19 protein-coding genes and 1 tRNA gene are annotated in these 16986 nt (G+C 62.0%); 13 read left to right on the top strand and 7 right to left on the bottom strand.

Annotated features, from left to right (window positions below; translation table 11 throughout):
• Window positions 1-51: 51 nt before the first annotated feature.
• From aspS to V8P86_RS16840, 4 genes are all read left to right on the top strand, one after another.
• Window positions 52-1356 (top strand): aspartate--tRNA(Asn) ligase, encoded by a 1305-nt coding sequence (gene aspS / locus V8P86_RS16825; protein ID WP_336328451.1) that lies wholly within the window; start codon window positions 52-54, stop codon window positions 1354-1356.
• Window positions 1357-1578: 222 nt separating this feature from the next.
• Window positions 1579-2127 (top strand): KH domain-containing protein, encoded by a 549-nt coding sequence (locus V8P86_RS16830; RefSeq protein WP_336328452.1) that lies wholly within the window; start codon window positions 1579-1581, stop codon window positions 2125-2127.
• 74 nt (window positions 2128-2201) lie between these two features.
• Window positions 2202-2600 carry an Hsp20/alpha crystallin family protein gene (locus tag V8P86_RS16835; protein ID WP_336328453.1) on the top strand — a complete coding sequence of 133 codons (399 nt, stop codon included), beginning with the start codon at window positions 2202-2204 and terminating at the stop codon, window positions 2598-2600.
• Between the two features lie 84 nt (window positions 2601-2684).
• The gene (locus V8P86_RS16840) at window positions 2685-4352 is read left to right on the top strand and encodes a histidine kinase N-terminal 7TM domain-containing protein (protein ID WP_336328454.1); all 1668 of its coding nucleotides are present in this window, start codon (window positions 2685-2687) and stop codon (window positions 4350-4352) included.
• Between the two features lie 5 nt (window positions 4353-4357).
• On the opposite strand, the gene V8P86_RS16845 is transcribed toward V8P86_RS16840, so the two are convergent.
• Window positions 4358-5422: an A24 family peptidase gene (locus V8P86_RS16845; protein ID WP_336328455.1), complete on the bottom strand. Its 1065-nt coding sequence runs from the start codon at window positions 5420-5422 to the stop codon at window positions 4358-4360.
• Between the two features lie 75 nt (window positions 5423-5497).
• A complete protein-coding gene (locus V8P86_RS16850; RefSeq protein WP_336328456.1) occupies window positions 5498-6196 on the bottom strand; it encodes a DUF5828 family protein in 699 nt (232 codons plus the stop codon).
• A gap of 97 nt (window positions 6197-6293) precedes the next feature.
• Between V8P86_RS16850 and V8P86_RS16855 the strand changes: the two genes are divergently transcribed.
• Window positions 6294-7094: an SDR family NAD(P)-dependent oxidoreductase gene (locus V8P86_RS16855; protein WP_336328457.1), complete on the top strand. Its 801-nt coding sequence runs from the start codon at window positions 6294-6296 to the stop codon at window positions 7092-7094.
• Here the strand turns inward: V8P86_RS16855 and V8P86_RS16860 are convergent.
• On the bottom strand, window positions 7091-8524 hold the full coding sequence (locus tag V8P86_RS16860; protein ID WP_336328458.1) for a ribonuclease FAU-1 family protein: 1434 nt from the start codon (window positions 8522-8524) through the stop codon (window positions 7091-7093). The genes V8P86_RS16855 and V8P86_RS16860 overlap by 4 nt on opposite strands.
• Before the next feature lie 49 nt (window positions 8525-8573).
• A complete protein-coding gene (locus V8P86_RS16865) occupies window positions 8574-8729 on the bottom strand; it encodes a preprotein translocase subunit Sec61beta (RefSeq protein WP_299276848.1) in 156 nt (51 codons plus the stop codon).
• 140 nt (window positions 8730-8869) lie between these two features.
• Here V8P86_RS16865 and V8P86_RS16870 point away from each other — a divergent pair, with 140 nt between their 5' ends.
• Genes V8P86_RS16870 through V8P86_RS16880 form a run of 3 tightly spaced genes read left to right on the top strand, consistent with a single transcriptional unit; the run spans window position 8870 to window position 10799 of the window.
• Window positions 8870-9637 (top strand): SCO family protein, encoded by a 768-nt coding sequence (locus V8P86_RS16870; protein ID WP_336328459.1) that lies wholly within the window; start codon window positions 8870-8872, stop codon window positions 9635-9637.
• The gene (locus V8P86_RS16875; protein WP_336328460.1) at window positions 9634-10143 is read left to right on the top strand and encodes a TlpA family protein disulfide reductase; all 510 of its coding nucleotides are present in this window, start codon (window positions 9634-9636) and stop codon (window positions 10141-10143) included. The genes V8P86_RS16870 and V8P86_RS16875 overlap by 4 nt, the downstream gene beginning before the upstream one ends.
• Entirely contained in the window at window positions 10140-10799 is a 660-nt protein-coding gene (locus V8P86_RS16880) for a cytochrome c biogenesis protein CcdA (RefSeq protein ID WP_336328461.1), read from the top strand. Before V8P86_RS16875 ends, V8P86_RS16880 begins: the two co-directional genes overlap by 4 nt.
• Before the next feature lie 4 nt (window positions 10800-10803).
• Here the strand turns inward: V8P86_RS16880 and V8P86_RS16885 are convergent, their stop codons facing one another.
• Together V8P86_RS16885 and V8P86_RS16890 are read right to left on the bottom strand one after the other, a co-directional pair.
• A complete protein-coding gene (locus V8P86_RS16885) occupies window positions 10804-11601 on the bottom strand; it encodes a ZIP family metal transporter (protein ID WP_336328462.1) in 798 nt (265 codons plus the stop codon).
• A gap of 96 nt (window positions 11602-11697) precedes the next feature.
• Window positions 11698-13374, bottom strand: a complete 1677-nt coding sequence (locus V8P86_RS16890; RefSeq protein WP_336328463.1) for an acetate--CoA ligase — start codon at window positions 13372-13374, stop codon at window positions 11698-11700.
• A gap of 74 nt (window positions 13375-13448) precedes the next feature.
• Here V8P86_RS16890 and V8P86_RS16895 point away from each other — a divergent pair, with 74 nt between their 5' ends.
• The 4 genes from V8P86_RS16895 (at window position 13449) to V8P86_RS16910 (ending at window position 16004) form a co-directional block, all read left to right on the top strand.
• Complete coding sequence (locus V8P86_RS16895; RefSeq protein ID WP_336328464.1) at window positions 13449-13586, top strand: hypothetical protein; 138 nt, start codon at window positions 13449-13451, stop codon at window positions 13584-13586.
• 106 nt (window positions 13587-13692) lie between these two features.
• Window positions 13693-14637, top strand: coding sequence for a M48 family metalloprotease (locus tag V8P86_RS16900; RefSeq protein WP_336328465.1), 945 nt, complete (start codon window positions 13693-13695; stop codon window positions 14635-14637).
• A 31-nt stretch (window positions 14638-14668) separates the two neighbouring features.
• Complete coding sequence (locus V8P86_RS16905) at window positions 14669-15106, top strand: NYN domain-containing protein (protein WP_336328466.1); 438 nt, start codon at window positions 14669-14671, stop codon at window positions 15104-15106.
• Window positions 15107-15155: 49 nt separating this feature from the next.
• Window positions 15156-16004: a TatD family hydrolase gene (locus V8P86_RS16910; RefSeq protein WP_336328467.1), complete on the top strand. Its 849-nt coding sequence runs from the start codon at window positions 15156-15158 to the stop codon at window positions 16002-16004.
• A gap of 30 nt (window positions 16005-16034) precedes the next feature.
• Here the strand turns inward: V8P86_RS16910 and V8P86_RS16915 are convergent, their stop codons facing one another.
• Window positions 16035-16466 (bottom strand): iron-sulfur cluster assembly scaffold protein, encoded by a 432-nt coding sequence (locus V8P86_RS16915; RefSeq protein WP_336328468.1) that lies wholly within the window; start codon window positions 16464-16466, stop codon window positions 16035-16037.
• Window positions 16467-16570: 104 nt separating this feature from the next.
• On the opposite strand from V8P86_RS16915, the gene V8P86_RS16920 reads away from it, so the two are divergent.
• Window positions 16571-16675, top strand: a tRNA-Ile gene (locus tag V8P86_RS16920).
• The last annotated feature ends 311 nt before the right edge of the window (window positions 16676-16986 follow it).

Here is a 16986-nt window from a genome sequence, read left to right on the forward strand (position 1 = left end):
TTTCTCGGGACAAAGAGACCGACTTAAGTTGCGGGACTCGAAAGTAGGCGTATGGAATCACGCACGCATGCAGCAGACGCGACCCCGGGCGACACCGCTACCGTCGCCGGGTGGGTTCACGAGATCAGAGATCTTGGCGGGATTGCGTTCGTAATCGTCCGAGATAACTCCGGAAAGATCCAGGTCAAATTCGAGAAAGACGAGATGGACGAAGACCTCGTCGAAACCGGTCTGAACGTCCAGCGCGAGAGCGTCGTCACCGTGACGGGCGCTGTCGAAGAGGAAGAGCGCGCCCCGACGGGCGTCGAAATCGTCCCCGAGGAGATGGAAGTCCTCTCGGCGGCCGATCCCGAACTCCCGCTCGATCCCTCCGGAAAGGTCGATGCCGAACTCCCGACCCGACTCGACAACCGGACGCTCGACCTCCGCAAAGAGGAGGTCAAAGCGATCTTCGAGATCCGCGCAGAGATGCTTCGCTCCGTCCGCGAGGCATTTCGAACACTCGGCTGTACGGAGATCAACACGCCGAAAATCGTCGCCACAGGAACGGAAGGCGGGACCGAGCTGTTCCCGATCACGTACTTCGGACAAGAGGCCTTCATGAACCAGAGCCCACAGCTGTTCAAACAGCTGATGGTCGGCTCTGGTCTCGAACGAGTCTTCGAGATTGGTCCGATCTTCCGGGCCGAAGAGCACAACACGCCGCGACACCTCAACGAGGCGACCTCCATCGACTTTGAGTCTGCCTTCATCGACGAGTCCGGTGCGATGGACGCCTGCGAGGAGATTGTGGTTTCTGCCTACGAGGGCGTCGCCGAGAACTGCCAGGAGGAGCTCGAAGCGCTCGGCATGGAAGAGGAGTTCACCGTGCCCGAGCGAGACTTCCCACGGCTCAGCTACCAAGAAGCTATCGAGCGGATCAACGCCACGGGCGAACTGGACGAACAGCTCGTCTGGGGCGACGACCTGCCGACCGAGGGCGAGCGCGCGCTCGGCGACGACGTGGGTCAGCACTATTTCATCACCGAGTGGCCCAGCGAGATCAAGCCGTTCTACATCAAGGATAAGGAGGACGACGAAGAGCTTTCGACCGGCTTCGACATGATGCACCCGTCGATGGAGCTGGTCTCGGGCGGGCAGCGTGAACACCGCTACGATCACCTCGTCGACGGCTTCGAGCAGCAGGGTCTCGACCCCGAGCAGTTCGACTACTACACCAAGATGTTCCGGTACGGCATGCCGCCCCACGCCGGCTGGGGTCTGGGTGGCGAGCGACTCGTGATGACGATGCTCGGACTGGATAACATTCGGGAGGCCGTGCTCTTCCCGCGAGACCGGCAGCGCTTGAGTCCGTAGGACGAAAGCGCCGCCCGTCGAGTGAGAGCTCGTCACGAGCGGAGCAAAGTGACGGTGTTCCCGCGGGATCGTCAGCGATTGTCGCCGTAGCGAGGGACGCGAACGAAGTGACACGCGACGAGGGTTTTTGAGGCCGCACGTGCTTCGCTCCCCGAAATAATCCGGTATGCCGCTCTTACCCGAAGGACTTTAACAGTTTAATCGATTACACTCAAGCATATTATGCAGCATGTGAAGGTACCTGACGACCGGATTGGCGTGTTGATCGGTCAGGGTGGCGAGACGATGCGGGAGATCGAAGAGCAGGCGGAGGTGCGGCTGGATATCGACTCGGAGTCGGGCAACGTCCGCATCGAGAAGGTGGGCGATCCAGTGCTGGGGCTGAAGGGCCCGGATATCGTGAAAGCGATCGGTCGCGGGTTCTCGCCGGAGGACGCGCTCAGCCTGCTGGAAGACGACATGATGATGTTCGAGCTAATCGACATCGAGGCAGCCGCGCGAAACAAGAACGATCTGCGCCGCCAGAAAGGGCGACTGATCGGCGAGGGCGGCCGCACCCGTGAACTCATGGAGGAACTCACCGGCGCGTCGGTCGCGATTTACGGCTCGACGCTGGGTGTCATCGGCGGTCCACAACAGGTCGAAGCCGTCCGCGAAGCGGCGGAGATGTTGCTCGAAGGCGCACCACACGGGACTGTCTACTCCTTTTTGGAAGACAAGCGCAACGAACTCAAGCACAAAGGAATGGAGTATCACCCATACCAGGGCTGAGTCGGTGGGTTCGACACGCTTCGCTGTCGGCTGATCGCAGTACGCTTATACCGGATGGCTATCTATTTCCTGGTATGACAGATCGCACAGATCCGTTTTCGGAGATCGAGGAGTTGTTCGATCAGTTCTCTCAGCTGGGCGGCCCGTTGGCCGAACAGCTCCCGGTCGACGTGATCGACGCCGACGACGAGATACTGGTGAAGGCGGATCTACCGGGCAGGGATCCCTCCGCGATCAACGTTCAACTGGAGGACAGTCGGCGACTGCACATCGAAGTCGGAGAGGAGACCACTGCCGGCGAGGGACGGTTCATCGTGCGCGAACGGACCAAGGAGAGCAGGAATCGCGCCGTGACGCTGCCGGCGGCCGTCGACGACTCCGAGACGATCGCCGAGTACGACCGTGGCGTACTGACAGTTCGGTTGACGAAGCTAGCCGGTGACAGCGATGGGACCGAAATCCCGGTGAATTAACCGGTCAAACCACCAGACAGAATTACAGTTGGGAAAAAGGTTGAAGTTCGCCCGTCCAGTGTATCGTACTAAGAAAAACCCGTGATGAGTACCGCTGGTCTGCAGGTCGAGCCGGTTGCAGTCGGGTACATCGGTGCATTTGCGGTCTCAGGGCTCGCATGTCTGATCGGTCTCTCGCGGGCGAGGGAAGTAGAGGCCGACGCGGTTCGTCGTGGCCTCGTCGGATTGCTCACGACCACCAGCGTCTGGGCACTGTTGAAAGTCGTCTACTTCGTGGCCCCAGACCCAATTCGTCAGACGGCCTACATAGTCGGACTGGTATTTGGCTTTGCGACCGTCTGGGCGTGGCTGTACTTTTGTTCGGCGTACACCGGCCGGAGCTATCACGAAGACCCCACACTCAGAGCGCTCGGTGGTGGCTTCTTCGCCGCCGTCGTCGGGGTCAAACTGACCAATCCCATTCACGGACTGTACTTCGAGACGAGCGTGCAGGTGGAGCCGTTCAATTATCTGGCGATCGAACACGGCATTTTCCACTGGACGGTGACCGGCCTCTCGTACGTCATGGCCGGCATCGGGATTTTCATGCTGTTCGAGTTGTACCACAACTCGGGGTACGACACGCGACCACTCGGCATCCTGACGGTGTTTCTGGCACTACCGGTCACATTCGATATTATCTCGTTCTTCACTGACGCCGTCATCGAAGTGATCTACGCACCGCTGGGCGTTGCGATGTTCGTACTGGGTGTGCTGTTCATCTACGAGCGGCGGTTTCTGGCGGTCCAATCGGCCGGCGAAGACGACGATGCGGTGATCTTCCTCGACGAGGACTCGCAGATACGAGATTACTCGCCGGCTGCACAGGAGTTTTTCCCGGCACTTGCCGATGCCAGAGGTGAACCACTCGAATCGATCCTGCCCCGCGTCGCTGAGATGACAGGTCAGGAGACACAGACCCTGGAGTGCGAAATCGACGGCGAAACCCGGTATCTTCTGACGTCGACGAGTTCGGTCACGCTCGGTGATTCACAGGGGCAAGTGCTTTTCTTTTCGGACATCACAACCGCCGAACAGCGCCGTCGGGAACTCGAACGCCACAACGAGCAACTTGAAGGATTCGCCAGCGCGCTGGCACACGAACTCCGGAACATGCTGCAGATCATCGAGTGGCGGCTTGGGATCGCACAAGACCGGACCGAGGAGGGGACCGTCGAAAACGAGTCAATCGAGAAAGCGATGGGAGCGAACGAACGACTCACTGCGCGTGTCGACGATTTCACCACACTGGCGAAGTACGGCCAGACCGTCGAGCGTCTCGAAGCCGTCGGTTTCGAGACCGCAGTCGACGACGCGTGGTGGAACGCCGAAACCGGCGAGATGGAACTCACCCTCCAGAACAACGGAACAATCGACGCTGACCCCGGTCGACTCCGGGAACTGCTTGGAAATATCTTCGTGTTCAATCGACTGAACGGGGCCGACACCGTCACCGTCGAGTTATCCGACGCTGGCTTTGCGGTCGCTGGCAACGGCGAGCCACCGGGGGAGGATGTCGCGGGCTATCTCGCCTTCGGCGAGTCAGTGCCGACGGCAGAGGCGGGAATGAAGCTTCCCAACGCCAAGACCTTTGCCCGCGTCCACGGCTGGGAGATCGATATCGATACCGACCATCAAGAGGGTGTTCGAGTTGTCGTTTCGGAGGCCCGGACCGAGGTAACCGAACAGCCTCCCGAGGCGCAGACAGACTAAGATACTCAGGCGAACCCGATGGCTTCGAGGAACGCAAAGAGGAGATCACCGTAGGTGAACGAGACGACCACACCGAGGAACAGTGGCACGAGGAAAGGGATTCCCGGCGAAATCCAGACGACTTCGTCCTCACTCAGCGTGTCGAGTCCCTCCTGCAATCCCTCGGGCGTGGTTCCGTAGGCCGACCCCTCGATGTCGTCGAGAAAAGCTTCGGCACCCCACGGATCGTCGTACTCGCCGTCAGTGTCAGATTCGACTGTTTTCTCGGAGTCAACTGGTTGACCGCCATCGGTTTCGATCATGCCGTCACCGGGTGGGTTCGGCTCGTCGGGCAGCGTTGTTGGATCGCGATACTGCTCCGGATCCGCACGGAGTTCTTCGAGCGAGAGTCCGCGCCACTGGAGATACATCCGGAGCGCGTCGAGGTCCAGCCGCCGCCACGAGAAGTACGAACTCATCCCACCGAGCGAGAGGTCGTCGATGAACCGCCGATCCGGGAAGTCGAGTAGCGTTCCGTACTCTACGATGGCCTCCTCGGCCTGAATCGGTTTAGCGACGAACATCCCCGGAGAGACGTAGCCAGTGACGGCGTTTTTCCCCGCGAGCAGGAGCGGATAGGCGGCACCGGCAAGCACAGTATTCGAGAGGATAGTCAACGAGAAGACACCCACCGCCGTCTGGACGACGGGCAACGAACCGAGCGCGCCACCGACCCCGAGTTCGGCCAGTGCGTAGTCTGGATAGGTCGGAAAGAGGACGGCGATGACGAAAAACGCCTTCGCGTCAGCGCCGCCAAACCCGCCGATCAGCCAGAACAGGTAGGTGAGCGGAATAATGAAGCCAATCGAGATGGCGACCCGAATGTAGAATCGTTGCTGCTGGAAAGCGGCGAGGTCACCAGTCATGACGACGTAAAACTCCCAGACGAGCAGCACAACGGCGAGGACAGCGAGCGGAATCCACGTCCGATTGGGGACTCGTCGGGTCGCGATGTCCCGCCAGGCGACGTAGCCGAAGAAGGGAATCACGAGCAGACGAAGCAGGTCTGGAACGCTTGCGATAGCAGGCACACTCGCCGATGTGACGCGGACTGAGTTATCCTTTTTGACTTCTCAGTGTCAGATCAGCCCGGCTGATCCCGGCTGTCAGTTGGTCTTCGCGTCGTTCGTGTCGTCTTGTTCGGGCGCATCGACGCCCTCAGCGGCCTCGATTGCCTCGGTTGCCTTTTCGGTGTTGACGTGCCAGCGGTCGACTTCACTGTCGAAATCGGCCAGTTTGTTCGAGACGCGAATCTTCAGGTCGTCGTCGTTGACGTTGACCTCGAAGACGTACTCGCCGCCCTCGCCGCGGCCGACCCGCTGGAGATTCGCGCTGATGAGGTCGTTGTCGAAGTAGTACGGCGACATCTGTGTCATCACGTTCTTGTAGACGGTACCCTCGACTTTCCGCATCGCTTTGCGGCCGGCGGAGTCGGCCGCGCGGGCGACGTAGTCGATGCTCTCACCCCACTTGCCGACAGCCTCGTCGGGTTCGTCCAGTTTCTCGTAGGATTCCGCGAGTTTCTCGCCCGCTGTCTGGAGGTCTTCGTCGGGGTCTTTGCCTTCCTGTTCGCCTTTGCCCTCGTTGACGCTTGCCTGCTCGGCGGTCTTCTCGTTGACATCCTCGTCGAGGCGTTCGTGAGCTTTCGGCCGCCACTCCTCGAACTCCTCAAGCGCAGATTCGTCAACGTCGTGTTCCTCGGCGAGTTCTTGCAGTGCCCGAGTGATCCGTTCGCCGTGTTCGACAGTCTCGACCCAACTGCCACGGCACTTGAACCCGGAGACACTCTCTTCGATCTCTGCCATAGTGGCTGTGGTACTTCCCTTGGTTGGTCGCAGGAACGAATAAGCTTTCTTCCTGTCTGATCCAAGGGGTTTTGTTCGGGCGGCGGGAGATGGCTGTATGCGCGTGGTCCTGACTGGTGGTGCCGGAGAACTCAGTCGCCGTGCCGTCACGCGACTGCCCGACGCCGACCACGAGGTTATCGCCCTCGACCGCGACGAAAGCGGTCTCGCCGCACTGCCCGAAACCGTCGACTGCCGAACGGTCGACCTCACCGATCGAGCGGCCGTCGAGCGAACGCTGGCGGATATCGAACCCGACGTATTTCTCTCTGCGGTTGGCTGGTACGAACTCGGCGCGCTCGAAGACTGCCCGCCCGACTCCCTGCGGGAGCATCTGGAAGCGAATCTCCTCGCCGTCCACACGCCGCTGCACGCGCTCCTTCCCGAGTTGCGACGCCGAAAGGGGCGTGTCGTCATCGTCGGCTCGATGGTCGGAAGCGTCCCGCTGCCGTATCACGGCGCATACTCCGCCTCAAAGGCAGGCCTCGGCGGCTACACGGAATCACTCCGGCAGGAACTTCGCCCGCACAGCGTCGATGTCTCGTTGATCGAACCCGGTCCTGTCCGGACGGGATTCAACGAGCGAGCGACGGAGGCGCTAGATCGGATCGAAAACGACGCCTACGCCGAACAGTATCGGGCCTTCGAGTCGTATTCACCCGATTCGACCGATCCCGAGGCCGTCGTCGACGCGATGATCGACGCGGCAACCGCCGAGCAACCCCAGGCTCGCTACCGCGTGAGTTCGCGGGCGCGCTGGCTCCCACGTCTCCGGTCGATTCTCCCGCCGGTCATCTACGATCGGATTATCCGCTCCGGACTGCCCGGCGGTCTGCTACACCGATTGATCGAACGTTAGAAGGCGTTTTCGACGGCATTCGCGACCGTGCGGGCTTTTTCAGCCAGTGCCTCACTGATCGTCCCCGCCTCGACCGCCGCGGCGAGTTCGTCCTCGTCGACGATTTCGGTCGTTCCACCGGGTCGTTTGATCACGTCGATATGGAGGTCGACGTACCGGATTTCGTTGGGGAAGACCTCGACCGGTGTGCAGATGTTGACGTAGGTTCCCTTCGACTCCCCGTCTTCGCCTCGGTAGACGGTGGGGTACCACCACCGCCCTTCCTTGACTTTCGTGACCGCCGCGTCGCCGGGTTCGCGGTCGGTCCCGAGGGCGTCGTAACTCCCCTGCGACGAAATTTCTCGGCGGACCGTCACCTGTCCGTCCTCGGTTCGTTTCGTCACCTCGGCAGGACCGAGGTCGATGAGTCGTCCGTCGGGTTTGCCGTGGCCGATTCCGACGCGGTCGCCCTCGCGCGGCCCGAACTGTTCGGTGACGACGGCGAACGGGAATTCCTCGGGATCGGATCCGAGGTCACCACAGACACCTTCGACGAAGTCGACGGCCGTACTCGCCGTGTTGGTGCCGGCCTTGATCCGGTGGTGGCCGGGCATCGTCGTCGTGACCGAGCGGCGGCGGTCGTCAAGCGCGAACCGGGACTCCCGACCGAACCAGAGCCAGCAGGTCGCCTCGTCACGGGCGTATGCCTGCGGAGCGACCCCGTCCGGGTCGGCGGTGTCGGACAGTTCGTCGTCGAGGGCTCCGGCGCGTTCGCCGAGCGCGTCGATCACTGCGCCGAGGTCGTCGAGGTCGGCGTGGTCGGCGATGGGGCTCCAGTCGATCCCCCAGCCCTCGGGAGGATCTTCGGGGAGCAGATCCGCAAGTTCCGGGCCGTTGCTGGATCGGCGGCCGCCGCGGTGCAGCGTTGCGAGTCCGCCGGCCACGTGAATGTCGGTGTCGAGTACGGGCCGGCCGTCGCTCCACGGCGGGCGCGTCTCGACGACCTGCACGCGGAGTCGGTCACCCTCGTCGACCCGGTCGTCAGTGTTCGAATACGGCAGAAACCCGGTCGTGCCACCGGCGAATGGGAGCGGGTCGTCGTCGAGAATCGGATCGGGATTGCTCTCGTCGGGGAGACACGACACGAGAGCGCCACTGCCGAGCGTGTCGACAACTTCACCAGCGAAGACGCCGCCGCGGGGCAGTGACGCTCGCCACGCGAACGAATCGAGGGCGAGGCCACAGAGGTCGGTGACGACATCGGCCACGTCGTCGGAGCGCCCGTGGACAGTGACGCCCTGACGGTCGTCGGTCGTCTCGATACGCACCGCGGCAGGGCCCATCGAAAACTCCTCGTCGAAACGGTCTTCAATCGCGCTGGAGGGCTGGACGATTTCCTCGACGGCAGCCGTCAGCGCGGTCGTGTAGATCCCGCGAACCCGGACAGTCATTGCCCGCAGATGCGGGCGGGACGGGCAAAGTTGTGCCGAAAAGAGCCGATCAGGCGAAGGCGTTCAGCATCAGCACGAAGATACCGAGGAGCGTGCTGAAGGCGACGACAGTTTTGGGATCGACGCGAACGCCGCGGTCCTCCTCGGAGTCGAAATACCGGACGAGGCCCGCGCTGGACATCAGTCCACCGTCTGAACTTGACATAGAAGTACATCGACGATGGCCGGTAGTAAACGTTTCGACCCCATATGACCCGGTCAAAGGAATCACGATCGGTTGTATCGCGGTCGCAGATTCGAGAGACGCACCAGATAGCATAACTGGAGATACCCGAAGGCGACAGTATGGACCGACGAGCGTATTTGCAGGCGTCTCTCGTCACGAGTGGCGTTGCCCTCACTGGCTGTCTGAGCAGTGTCACGGGATCTGATGAGGAGGAGAACGAAAACACCGTTCTCGACCCACCCGAGCGCGAGTACGATGTCGACCCCGAAGCGCTGGCCTATCCAGCCTACGGACAGGCGCTTCCGGAAGCGACGCTCCCCTCTCCGCTTCACGACACCGAGATCAGCACCCGCGAGTTCGTCGACTCCCGCGAGACGCTCGTCACCTTCGTCTTCACGCGCTGCGGTGGCCCCTGTCCAGCACTCACGTCGACGCTGGCCCGGGTCCAGGCCGATGCCGGGACCGACGGATACAGCGATTCGGTTGCACTGATGCCGATTACCTTCGATCCCGAGTACGATACCCCGGATCGGCTCCGGGAGTTCAGTACGATCAACGGCGCAGATCCGACGGCCGAGAACTGGCAGTTCCTCAGACCGGAGAGCGAACAGCGTGCGAAAGAGGTCGTCGGGAGTCGCGGACAGTTCGGCGTCGGCTTCGAGGAAGTCTCTCCAGAAGGCGGCGGCCACGGCGGTGGGGACCGAACGGGGCCGAACGGTGAAGTGCTTCCGCCGGACGAAGAGGGAGAGAACACCATGTTCGCACACACGATACTCATGCTGCTGGTCAACCGGGACGGCTACGTCGAGCGTGCGTACACGCCGCAACCGCCGCGGCCCGATATCGTTCTCGGCGATCTCGCCAGTGTGCGGGAGGGATACGAGTGAATCGCCGAGAGTTACTGGCCGGTCTCGCCGGGACGGCCGTCGTCGGCGGCGGCGCAGTCTACGCGTACTCCTCGCAGACCGCCGAGACGATCGAACCGGTCACGGTCGAACAGATCGACGAATCGGGGACTGTCACCGGGGAACTGAGCGTCCCGCAACGGGGGTCGCCGACGGTGCTGACGGTCTTCGCGACGTGGTGTTCGACCTGCCGGCGGACGATGCCCGAAGTCGTTCGCGCCTACGAACAGACTGACGGCGCACAGTTCGTCTCGGTGTCGAACGAGGCTGTCGGCCAGACAGTGACCCGGGAAGATGTCGGCGAGTGGTGGGCCAAACACGGCGGTGACTGGCCGGTCAGTCTCGATACGGACCTCGAACTGACGGAGACCTTTGACGTTCGCGGCGTCCCGCATACGGTCGTTCTCAACGCAGCGAACCGGATCGTCTACGACGAACAAGGCAGGAAAACAGCCGCGGATATCATCGACGCACTCGAAGAGACATGACAGAGACTGCCGTCGCGGTCGCTGTCGCCGCCGGTGTCGCGACGTTTTTTTCGCCGTGTGCCTACGCCTTACTTCCGGGCTATGTCGGCTTCTACGTCGCCGCAACCGAGACCGAGTCCCCACCGCTCGGCGGAGCAATTGTCCGCGGACTCGCCGCTGTCGGCGGTGTCCTGGTCACCTTTCTCGCGCTGGGTGGTGTCGCCTCCGTACTCGGCGGCGCGCTCCGGTCGGTGCTGCCGGGGATCGAACTCGGTGTCGGCGGACTCATGCTCGTCCTCGGTGCCGCCCTCGCAGCAGGGAAATCGACCGAACTGACCGTTGCGCTCCCTGCTCGGCGGACGAGCATCGCTGGGTTTGTCGGATTCGGCGCGCTGTACGCGCTTGCGGCGGCAGGGTGTGTCGCGCCGCTGTTTTTCGCAGTTGTCGCCCAGTCGCTGACGCTGTCACCGGTCGGCACGGCGACGGTGTTCGCCACCTATGCCGGCGTCTTCGGCGCGTTGCTTTTGGGCGCGACCGTAGCGACGGCCGTCGGAAACGATCTCGCTGCCTCGACGGTCGCTCCGTACGCAAAGCGGGCAACTCGGCTCGCGGGCGTCCTCGTGTTCGTCGCCGGTCTCGGACAGATCGCGATCGCTCTCGGAGTACTCTCGGGGTGAGGAGTCAGATGACCGCGAGCGGGAGCATGACGAGCACGCCCGCTGTAATTCCACCGACGAGTTCCGGTTTCCCACCCGAAGGGACGTTCTCGCCGAGTTCGAGCGCCTCGGGGATGAACTCGGTCAGTACGAGATAGATCATCGCACCGGCGGCGAAGCCGAAGCCGTACGGCAGAAAGACTCGGGCGTACCGGACGAATCCGAAGGCGATAACCGCGCCAATCGGCTGTGGCAGACTGGAGAACACCGCCCACCAGATCATCCGCCACTCCGAGACACCCATCGACCGCAGGGGGATCGAAATCGCGGTCCCCTCCGGGACGTTGTGAATCGAAATTGCGACTGTCATGAACACGGCGAGTATTGGAACAGTGAACCCGAGCAGTTCCAGACCGCCCTCTAGACCGAGGTCGGCAAACGAGACGCCGACAGCGACTCCCTCCGGGAAGCTATGGACCGTGAGGATGCCGAGAATCAAGAGGAGTTTCTTGAAGTCGGCTTCCTCGTACTGACGGGGGTCGACATCGGCATCGACGAGAATCTCGTGGGCGACGATGACCAGCACGACACCGATTCCCATGCCGATGGCGATTTCCAGCGGCGTCCCCTCGGCGAGACCCTCTCCGACCAATCCGAACAGCGACGCGGACACCATGATCCCCGAGGACAGCCCCCAGAGGACGATATTCCATCGGTCGCTGATATCCTCGAAAAAGAAAAACGGGATCGCGCCCACACCTGTCGCGAGTGCGGTAATCAATCCAGCGATGAAGACGAAGGTGAGGTTCTGAACGACACTCATCGGCAGCTAGGCGTCGCTTCGTGGCCCACCCCCCTAAGAGCTTGCACACAGTGTACAGGGAACTATAAGTGCCCGACGGCGTTGGCTCCCGAGCGTTCAGTCCCGGAGTGATTTCCGGCGGATCTTCCCCGTCGAGGTGGTCGGGAGTTCGTCGACGAACTCGATCTGATCCGGGTATTCGTAGGCGGCCAGATTCTCCCTGACGAGATCTCTGATCTCCGCGCGCAGTTCGTCCGGGTCGTCGGGCGTCTCGACCGGCTGGACGGCGGCTTTGATCGCCTCGCCGGTCGTCTCGTCCGGGACGCCCACCACGCCCACCTGTTCGACCATCGGGTGGTCGAGAATCGCCGATTCGACCTCCATCGGCCCGACGCGGTAGCCCTTGGTCAAGATTACGTCGTCAGCCCGGGAGACGAACCAGAGGTAGCCGTCCTCGTCGCGCTCGACCAGGTCGTCGGTCAGAAACCAGCCCTCCGCCGTTTGCTTGGCGGCAGTCTTCCCCGGTAGGCCGAGGTACTCGTCGAAGAAGACTCGTCGGTCGTCCGGTTTGACGGCGAGTTCGCCGACCTCGCCGGTGTCGACCGGCTTGTGCGTCTCCGGATCGAGCACTCGGGCCTCGTAGCCGGGCAGCGGTTTGCCCATACTCTCTGGGCGAGTCTCGAACCAGTCCCCGGAGTTGGCGACACAGAGATTCAGTTCGGTCTGGCCGTAAAACTCGTTGATCGACACGTCGGGGAGGGTAGATTCGCCCCACTCCAGAATATCCGCAGTCATCGGCTCGCCAGCAGAGGCGATAGCTTCGAGCGAGAGGTCGTACCGCCCGGCCGGATTCTCGACTGACTGAAGCAGACGGAGCGCTGTCGGCGGCATGAAGGTGTGGGTCACGTCGTGGCGGTCCAGACAGGCGAACACCTCCGCTGGCTCGAAGGAGTCGCGCGGCCAGCCGACGATTGTACAACCGTGGTGCCAGGCCGCAAAGAGGGTGCCACCCAGCGCCGCGCCCCACGCCCAGTCTGCCGGCGTGAACAGCGTCGCGTCTTCGAGGCCGCGGTCGAAGTAGTTGTACGCGGCTGCTGCCCGGCCAAGCCACAGGGCGTGGCTGTGGACGACCCCTTTCGGCGGGCCTGTGCTGCCGCTGGTGTACATGACCGCGCTTTCGGTTTCGGGTATCGAATCGTGAATATTGATTCCTGTCTCGCCGCGGTCGAGCACTGACTCGAAGGATTCTGCATTCCCCTCATCGCGCGGCGTCGCCGCTCGACTGTCCGCGGAGCGTTGCTCCGCACTATCGTCAAGTTCGATCACGTGTTCGAGGTGTGGGCAGTCGTCGCGGATCGCCTCGATGTCATCGCGAACGCTCGGATCGATCACGACCGCGACGGCCTCGCTGTCTTCGAGGCGGTACTGCAGGGCGTCGGGTCCAAAGAGGACCGTCAGCGGCACCGAGACGGCTCCGAGTTTCCAGTTCGCGAGGTGCGTGATCGGATTCTCCGGCCGTTGCGGGACGACGACGCCGACGCGATCCCCGGCTTCGACACCGAGGTCGGCGAGGCCAGACGCCAGCCGATCCGAGCGGCGGTCGATATCGCCGAAGGTGAACTGCTCGGTCGTCTCGCTGTCGCCGTCGGGGTCGTACCGCAGCGCGACCGAATCGGAGTCGTGTTTCCGACAGAGGTCCCGCGCCGGGTTGTACGATTCCGGAAGGTCCCACTCGAACTCCCGCCGTGCCTCCTCGTAGCTGTCGTAGGCCGGCATCACCTGCCACATATCCATGGCTGTGGCAAGCGACGACAAACCCCTGTCGGTTCCCTCCAGACGGGGTCAGACTGCTCGTCCTACGTGAGGGTATGGAGCCACCCCAAGACGCGAAACGGGAACTGATCGGGGAGACGCTGCGGAAGTTTGTCGACGGTCTGGAGAAACCGGAACGGCAGGCGACGAGCGTCGAGAGATGCAAAAGGAAGATCATCAGACACCCTCTCTGATTGTAGCTCTGGGTGCGGCGAGAGGATCGATGATCTCGTCCAACCGCCTGCAATGAAGATGTTTTTATGAATCCTGACCGAACAGTTTGTACGTTCCGGGAACTCCATGGCTAACCCGTTCGCCCGTACGCTGATGATTCTCGTCGGCGTCGCCACGTTGATCGTCTATGCAGGGTTAGCGCTGCTGGGATTCACCCTCATCGAGTGGATCGCTGCGAATCCACCGAGTCCAGTCGTCACGGTTGTGACCTTCGCACTCATTGCCCTGTTCGGTGCGTATCTGGGGTACCGACGCGGCGTCGTGCGTCTCGCCGCCAATCTTGACGCCAGAGAGTTACCACGACACCGTGCACCGACGCTCTATCGTCGCCTCGACGGGCTGTGTGAACAGATGTCAGTCACACAGCCGCCGCTGCTGCTGACAAATCTGGATTCGCCCAATGCGCTGTCGGTCGGCGGACCGCGTCGCGGCGTGATCATCGTCGATCACCGGCTTCTGGACCTGCTCACCATCGACGAACTCGAAGGCATTCTCGCCCACGAACTGGCGCACATGGAGCAGTACGACACCTTCATCAACACGTTTTCGATCACCCTGACCCGACTGCTCGTCGGCATCGTCTACGTGTTCCTCTTGCCGATTTTGCTCGTGTTGGTCGGCATCGACCGCGCGACAGACTGGTTCGCTGGGAATCCCACTCGCCGGCGGCTTGGTCTCGCAGGCCTGTTTCAGTACGGGATCGGGCTCGTGCTGGCTGGGCTGTTGAGCGTCTTCACACTGTTGTTCCTGGCACACTCCCGCCGGCAGGAATACCGTGCAGATCAGCGTGCAGCGAACGTGACGGGCAACCCCGAGGCACTCGCTCGGGCACTCTCGAAGATCCACCGGGTGACCGAATCCCGCCGGAGCCTCCAGTCACTTCTGTACACGCACGACAACCAACGACAACAACGGCCTCGGCTGTTCTCGACGCATCCGCCGCTTTCGGATCGGGTCGACCAACTGCTCGAAGCGGCCGACAGGCCCCACCTCACTGACCGAGTCCAGTGAGATTATATCAGGCGAGACCGATCACGGAGGTATGGATCTGCTGGGACGGCTCTCGGAGGAGGCGACGCGTGTCGGCCTCTTCGTCGATGGCCCGAACGTACTCCGCGACGAGTTCGATGTCGACCTCGACGACCTCCGGGAACTCGCCGTCGAGGAGGGGACGGTCGCGGCGGCGCGGCTGTATCTCGACGAGCACGCGACGCCCTCACTAATTCAAGCCGGCGAGGCACGGGGATTCGACGTGATCACGACCAGCGGCGACGTCGACGTTCGGCTCGCCGTGGACGCGACTGCGGCGGCCGTCGACGAGTCGATCGATATTCTCGTCGTCGTCTCGCGGGATACGGACTTCAAGCCAGTGCTCGAACGCGCCGCCAACGAGGGGGTCCGGACGGTCGCCGTCGCACCGGGAGAGTACGGCCGCTCCGATGCCCTGCAGAATACTGCCCACCGCTCGATCACGCTCTAACGGACAGCGAGCCGAACGCCTTTTTGAGTGTCGACACCGACGGCTGGGTATGAACACGGATCTGGAGACGCCGGTTCTCGACAATCACCTGCATCTCGATCCCGTCAACGGAGCGGGTGCCGACCACGCCGACGATTTCGCCAACGCCGGTGGCACACATCTACTCGTTCTCAACAAACCCTCGTGGTATCTGGTCGACGAAGTGGAGGATACCAGCGCGTTCCGCGAGACGTTCGAGATTACCTGTGAGGTGACGACAGAAGCCTCGGAGCGACTTCCCGGGCGAGCGTGGCCGGTGCTGGGCGTCCATCCAGCATTGATCTCACAACTCGTCGAAGACGGGTACACCCCCGAGGAGGCGAGAGATTTCATGCAGTCGGGACTGGACGTTGCGGCGGAATTCGTCGCGGGAGGGCCTGCGCTGGCGATCAAGTCCGGCCGACCCCACTACGACGTGAGCGAGGCGGTCTGGGAAGCATCCAACGAGGTGATGAAACACGCCTTCGAGTTGGGGGCGGAAGTCGGCTGTGCCGTCCAGTTACACATGGAAGGCGGTGAGGACTTCCGAGACGTTGCCGGGTGGGCCGAAGACCGCGGACTGCCCCGCCAGCAGGTCGTCAAACACTATTCCGGTGGGTACGTCGACGGCCCGATTCCGAGCATCATCTCGAACAAAGACGCCTTAGAAGACGGTGCCGAACACGGCGATTCGTTCCTGATGGAGACAGACTTCCTCGATGATCCCGACCGGCCCGGCGCGGTGCTGGGGCCGAAGACCGTTCCCAAGCGCGTTCGCTGGCTGCTCGAACAGGGCTACGAGGACGCGGTCCACCGCGCACACGTCGAGACGCCCGCTCGCGTGTACGGAATCGATACCGAAGCGACGCTGTCGGAGTGAGAACGCAGAAGGCTGGGGAAAGTGTGAGAATCAGTCGTCTTCTTCTTCGGTGGTCGTCATGTCGAGATCTTTCTCGCCGAAGTAGATCTCCATGCCGTCCTGAGCGACCTTCTCGGCGAGGACGGCACATTTGATCCGCATCGGTGAGATATCGACACCGAGCATGTCGACGATGTCGTCGCGGTCCATCGCTTCGAGGGTGTCGGTGTCCATGCCCTGGAGTTCTTGGGAGAGCATGGAGGCGGCGGCCTGCGAGATGGCACAGCCGTCGCCGCGGAACGCGACGTGTTCGATGGTCGATTCGTCGTCGTCGAGAACGACATCCATCTCGATGGTGTCGCCGCACATTGGGTTCTCGCCGACGTGAGTGAAGGTTGCTTCCTCGATCTCGCCGTAGTTGCGAGGATTCTTGTAGTGATCGAGGATCTGCTGTCGGTACATGTCCGAGCCGCCGATTCCCATTGTTAGCCACTTGTAGGGTCGTTTCAGAAAAAAGGCTTCCGAGTGAGTCGGTGACATGGGGAAGACGATAGAATTAACTGAGGCCGTAGGGTACGGACGGATGCGGGCCCGTAGCTCAGTCTGGTAAGAGCCCCCGGCTCATACGATAGCGAGATCGTCTCGGTGTCTGGGTTACCGGGTATGCGGTGGTTCAAATCCGCCCGGGCCCACTACTTCTGTGACGAACGGTAGTAAGGAACGAAGCAGTGACAACCGAAGGATTTGAACTCAGTCACGAGCGAGCGACGCGAGCGAAGTGGCCACAGTTCAAATCCACCGGGAGAACTTCGCTATCCCGATTCCTCGTTCACGAAGAGCCGAGATGGCGCGCCGAGTAGAACTACGAATACATCGGTCAAAACCGCACCTAGCCGAGTAGCGGGGATATGAAACCCAGATTCGTGATCGTCGCTTGGGCGAATATGTTCGTCAGATCCGGAGGCAATTGCAACTTCGTGAGAACGGACTATGGAGTTAAACA

The sequence above is a fragment of the Halovenus anhuiensis genome, from assembly GCF_037080055.1.
Classification (GTDB): Archaea; Halobacteriota; Halobacteria; order Halobacteriales; family Haloarculaceae; genus Halovenus.

What these genes read in the sequence shown, in the direction of transcription:
- aspS (WP_336328451.1), top strand. Translation starts at nt 52, where the DNA reads ATGGAATCACGCACGCATGCAGCAGACGCGACCCCGGGCGACACCGCT.
- V8P86_RS16830 (WP_336328452.1), top strand. Translation starts at nt 1,579, where the DNA reads ATGCAGCATGTGAAGGTACCTGACGACCGGATTGGCGTGTTGATCGGT.
- V8P86_RS16835 (WP_336328453.1), top strand. Translation starts at nt 2,202, where the DNA reads ATGACAGATCGCACAGATCCGTTTTCGGAGATCGAGGAGTTGTTCGAT.
- V8P86_RS16840 (WP_336328454.1), top strand. Translation starts at nt 2,685, where the DNA reads ATGAGTACCGCTGGTCTGCAGGTCGAGCCGGTTGCAGTCGGGTACATC.
- V8P86_RS16850 (WP_336328456.1), bottom strand. Translation starts at nt 6,196, where the DNA reads ATGGCAGAGATCGAAGAGAGTGTCTCCGGGTTCAAGTGCCGTGGCAGT.
- V8P86_RS16855 (WP_336328457.1), top strand. Translation starts at nt 6,294, where the DNA reads ATGCGCGTGGTCCTGACTGGTGGTGCCGGAGAACTCAGTCGCCGTGCC.
- V8P86_RS16860 (WP_336328458.1), bottom strand. Translation starts at nt 8,524, where the DNA reads ATGACTGTCCGGGTTCGCGGGATCTACACGACCGCGCTGACGGCTGCC.
- V8P86_RS16865 (WP_299276848.1), bottom strand. Translation starts at nt 8,729, where the DNA reads ATGTCAAGTTCAGACGGTGGACTGATGTCCAGCGCGGGCCTCGTCCGG.
- V8P86_RS16870 (WP_336328459.1), top strand. Translation starts at nt 8,870, where the DNA reads ATGGACCGACGAGCGTATTTGCAGGCGTCTCTCGTCACGAGTGGCGTT.
- V8P86_RS16880 (WP_336328461.1), top strand. Translation starts at nt 10,140, where the DNA reads ATGACAGAGACTGCCGTCGCGGTCGCTGTCGCCGCCGGTGTCGCGACG.
- V8P86_RS16885 (WP_336328462.1), bottom strand. Translation starts at nt 11,601, where the DNA reads ATGAGTGTCGTTCAGAACCTCACCTTCGTCTTCATCGCTGGATTGATT.
- V8P86_RS16890 (WP_336328463.1), bottom strand. Translation starts at nt 13,374, where the DNA reads ATGGATATGTGGCAGGTGATGCCGGCCTACGACAGCTACGAGGAGGCA.
- V8P86_RS16895 (WP_336328464.1), top strand. Translation starts at nt 13,449, where the DNA reads ATGGAGCCACCCCAAGACGCGAAACGGGAACTGATCGGGGAGACGCTG.
- V8P86_RS16900 (WP_336328465.1), top strand. Translation starts at nt 13,693, where the DNA reads ATGGCTAACCCGTTCGCCCGTACGCTGATGATTCTCGTCGGCGTCGCC.
- V8P86_RS16905 (WP_336328466.1), top strand. Translation starts at nt 14,669, where the DNA reads ATGGATCTGCTGGGACGGCTCTCGGAGGAGGCGACGCGTGTCGGCCTC.
- V8P86_RS16910 (WP_336328467.1), top strand. Translation starts at nt 15,156, where the DNA reads ATGAACACGGATCTGGAGACGCCGGTTCTCGACAATCACCTGCATCTC.
- V8P86_RS16915 (WP_336328468.1), bottom strand. Translation starts at nt 16,466, where the DNA reads ATGGGAATCGGCGGCTCGGACATGTACCGACAGCAGATCCTCGATCAC.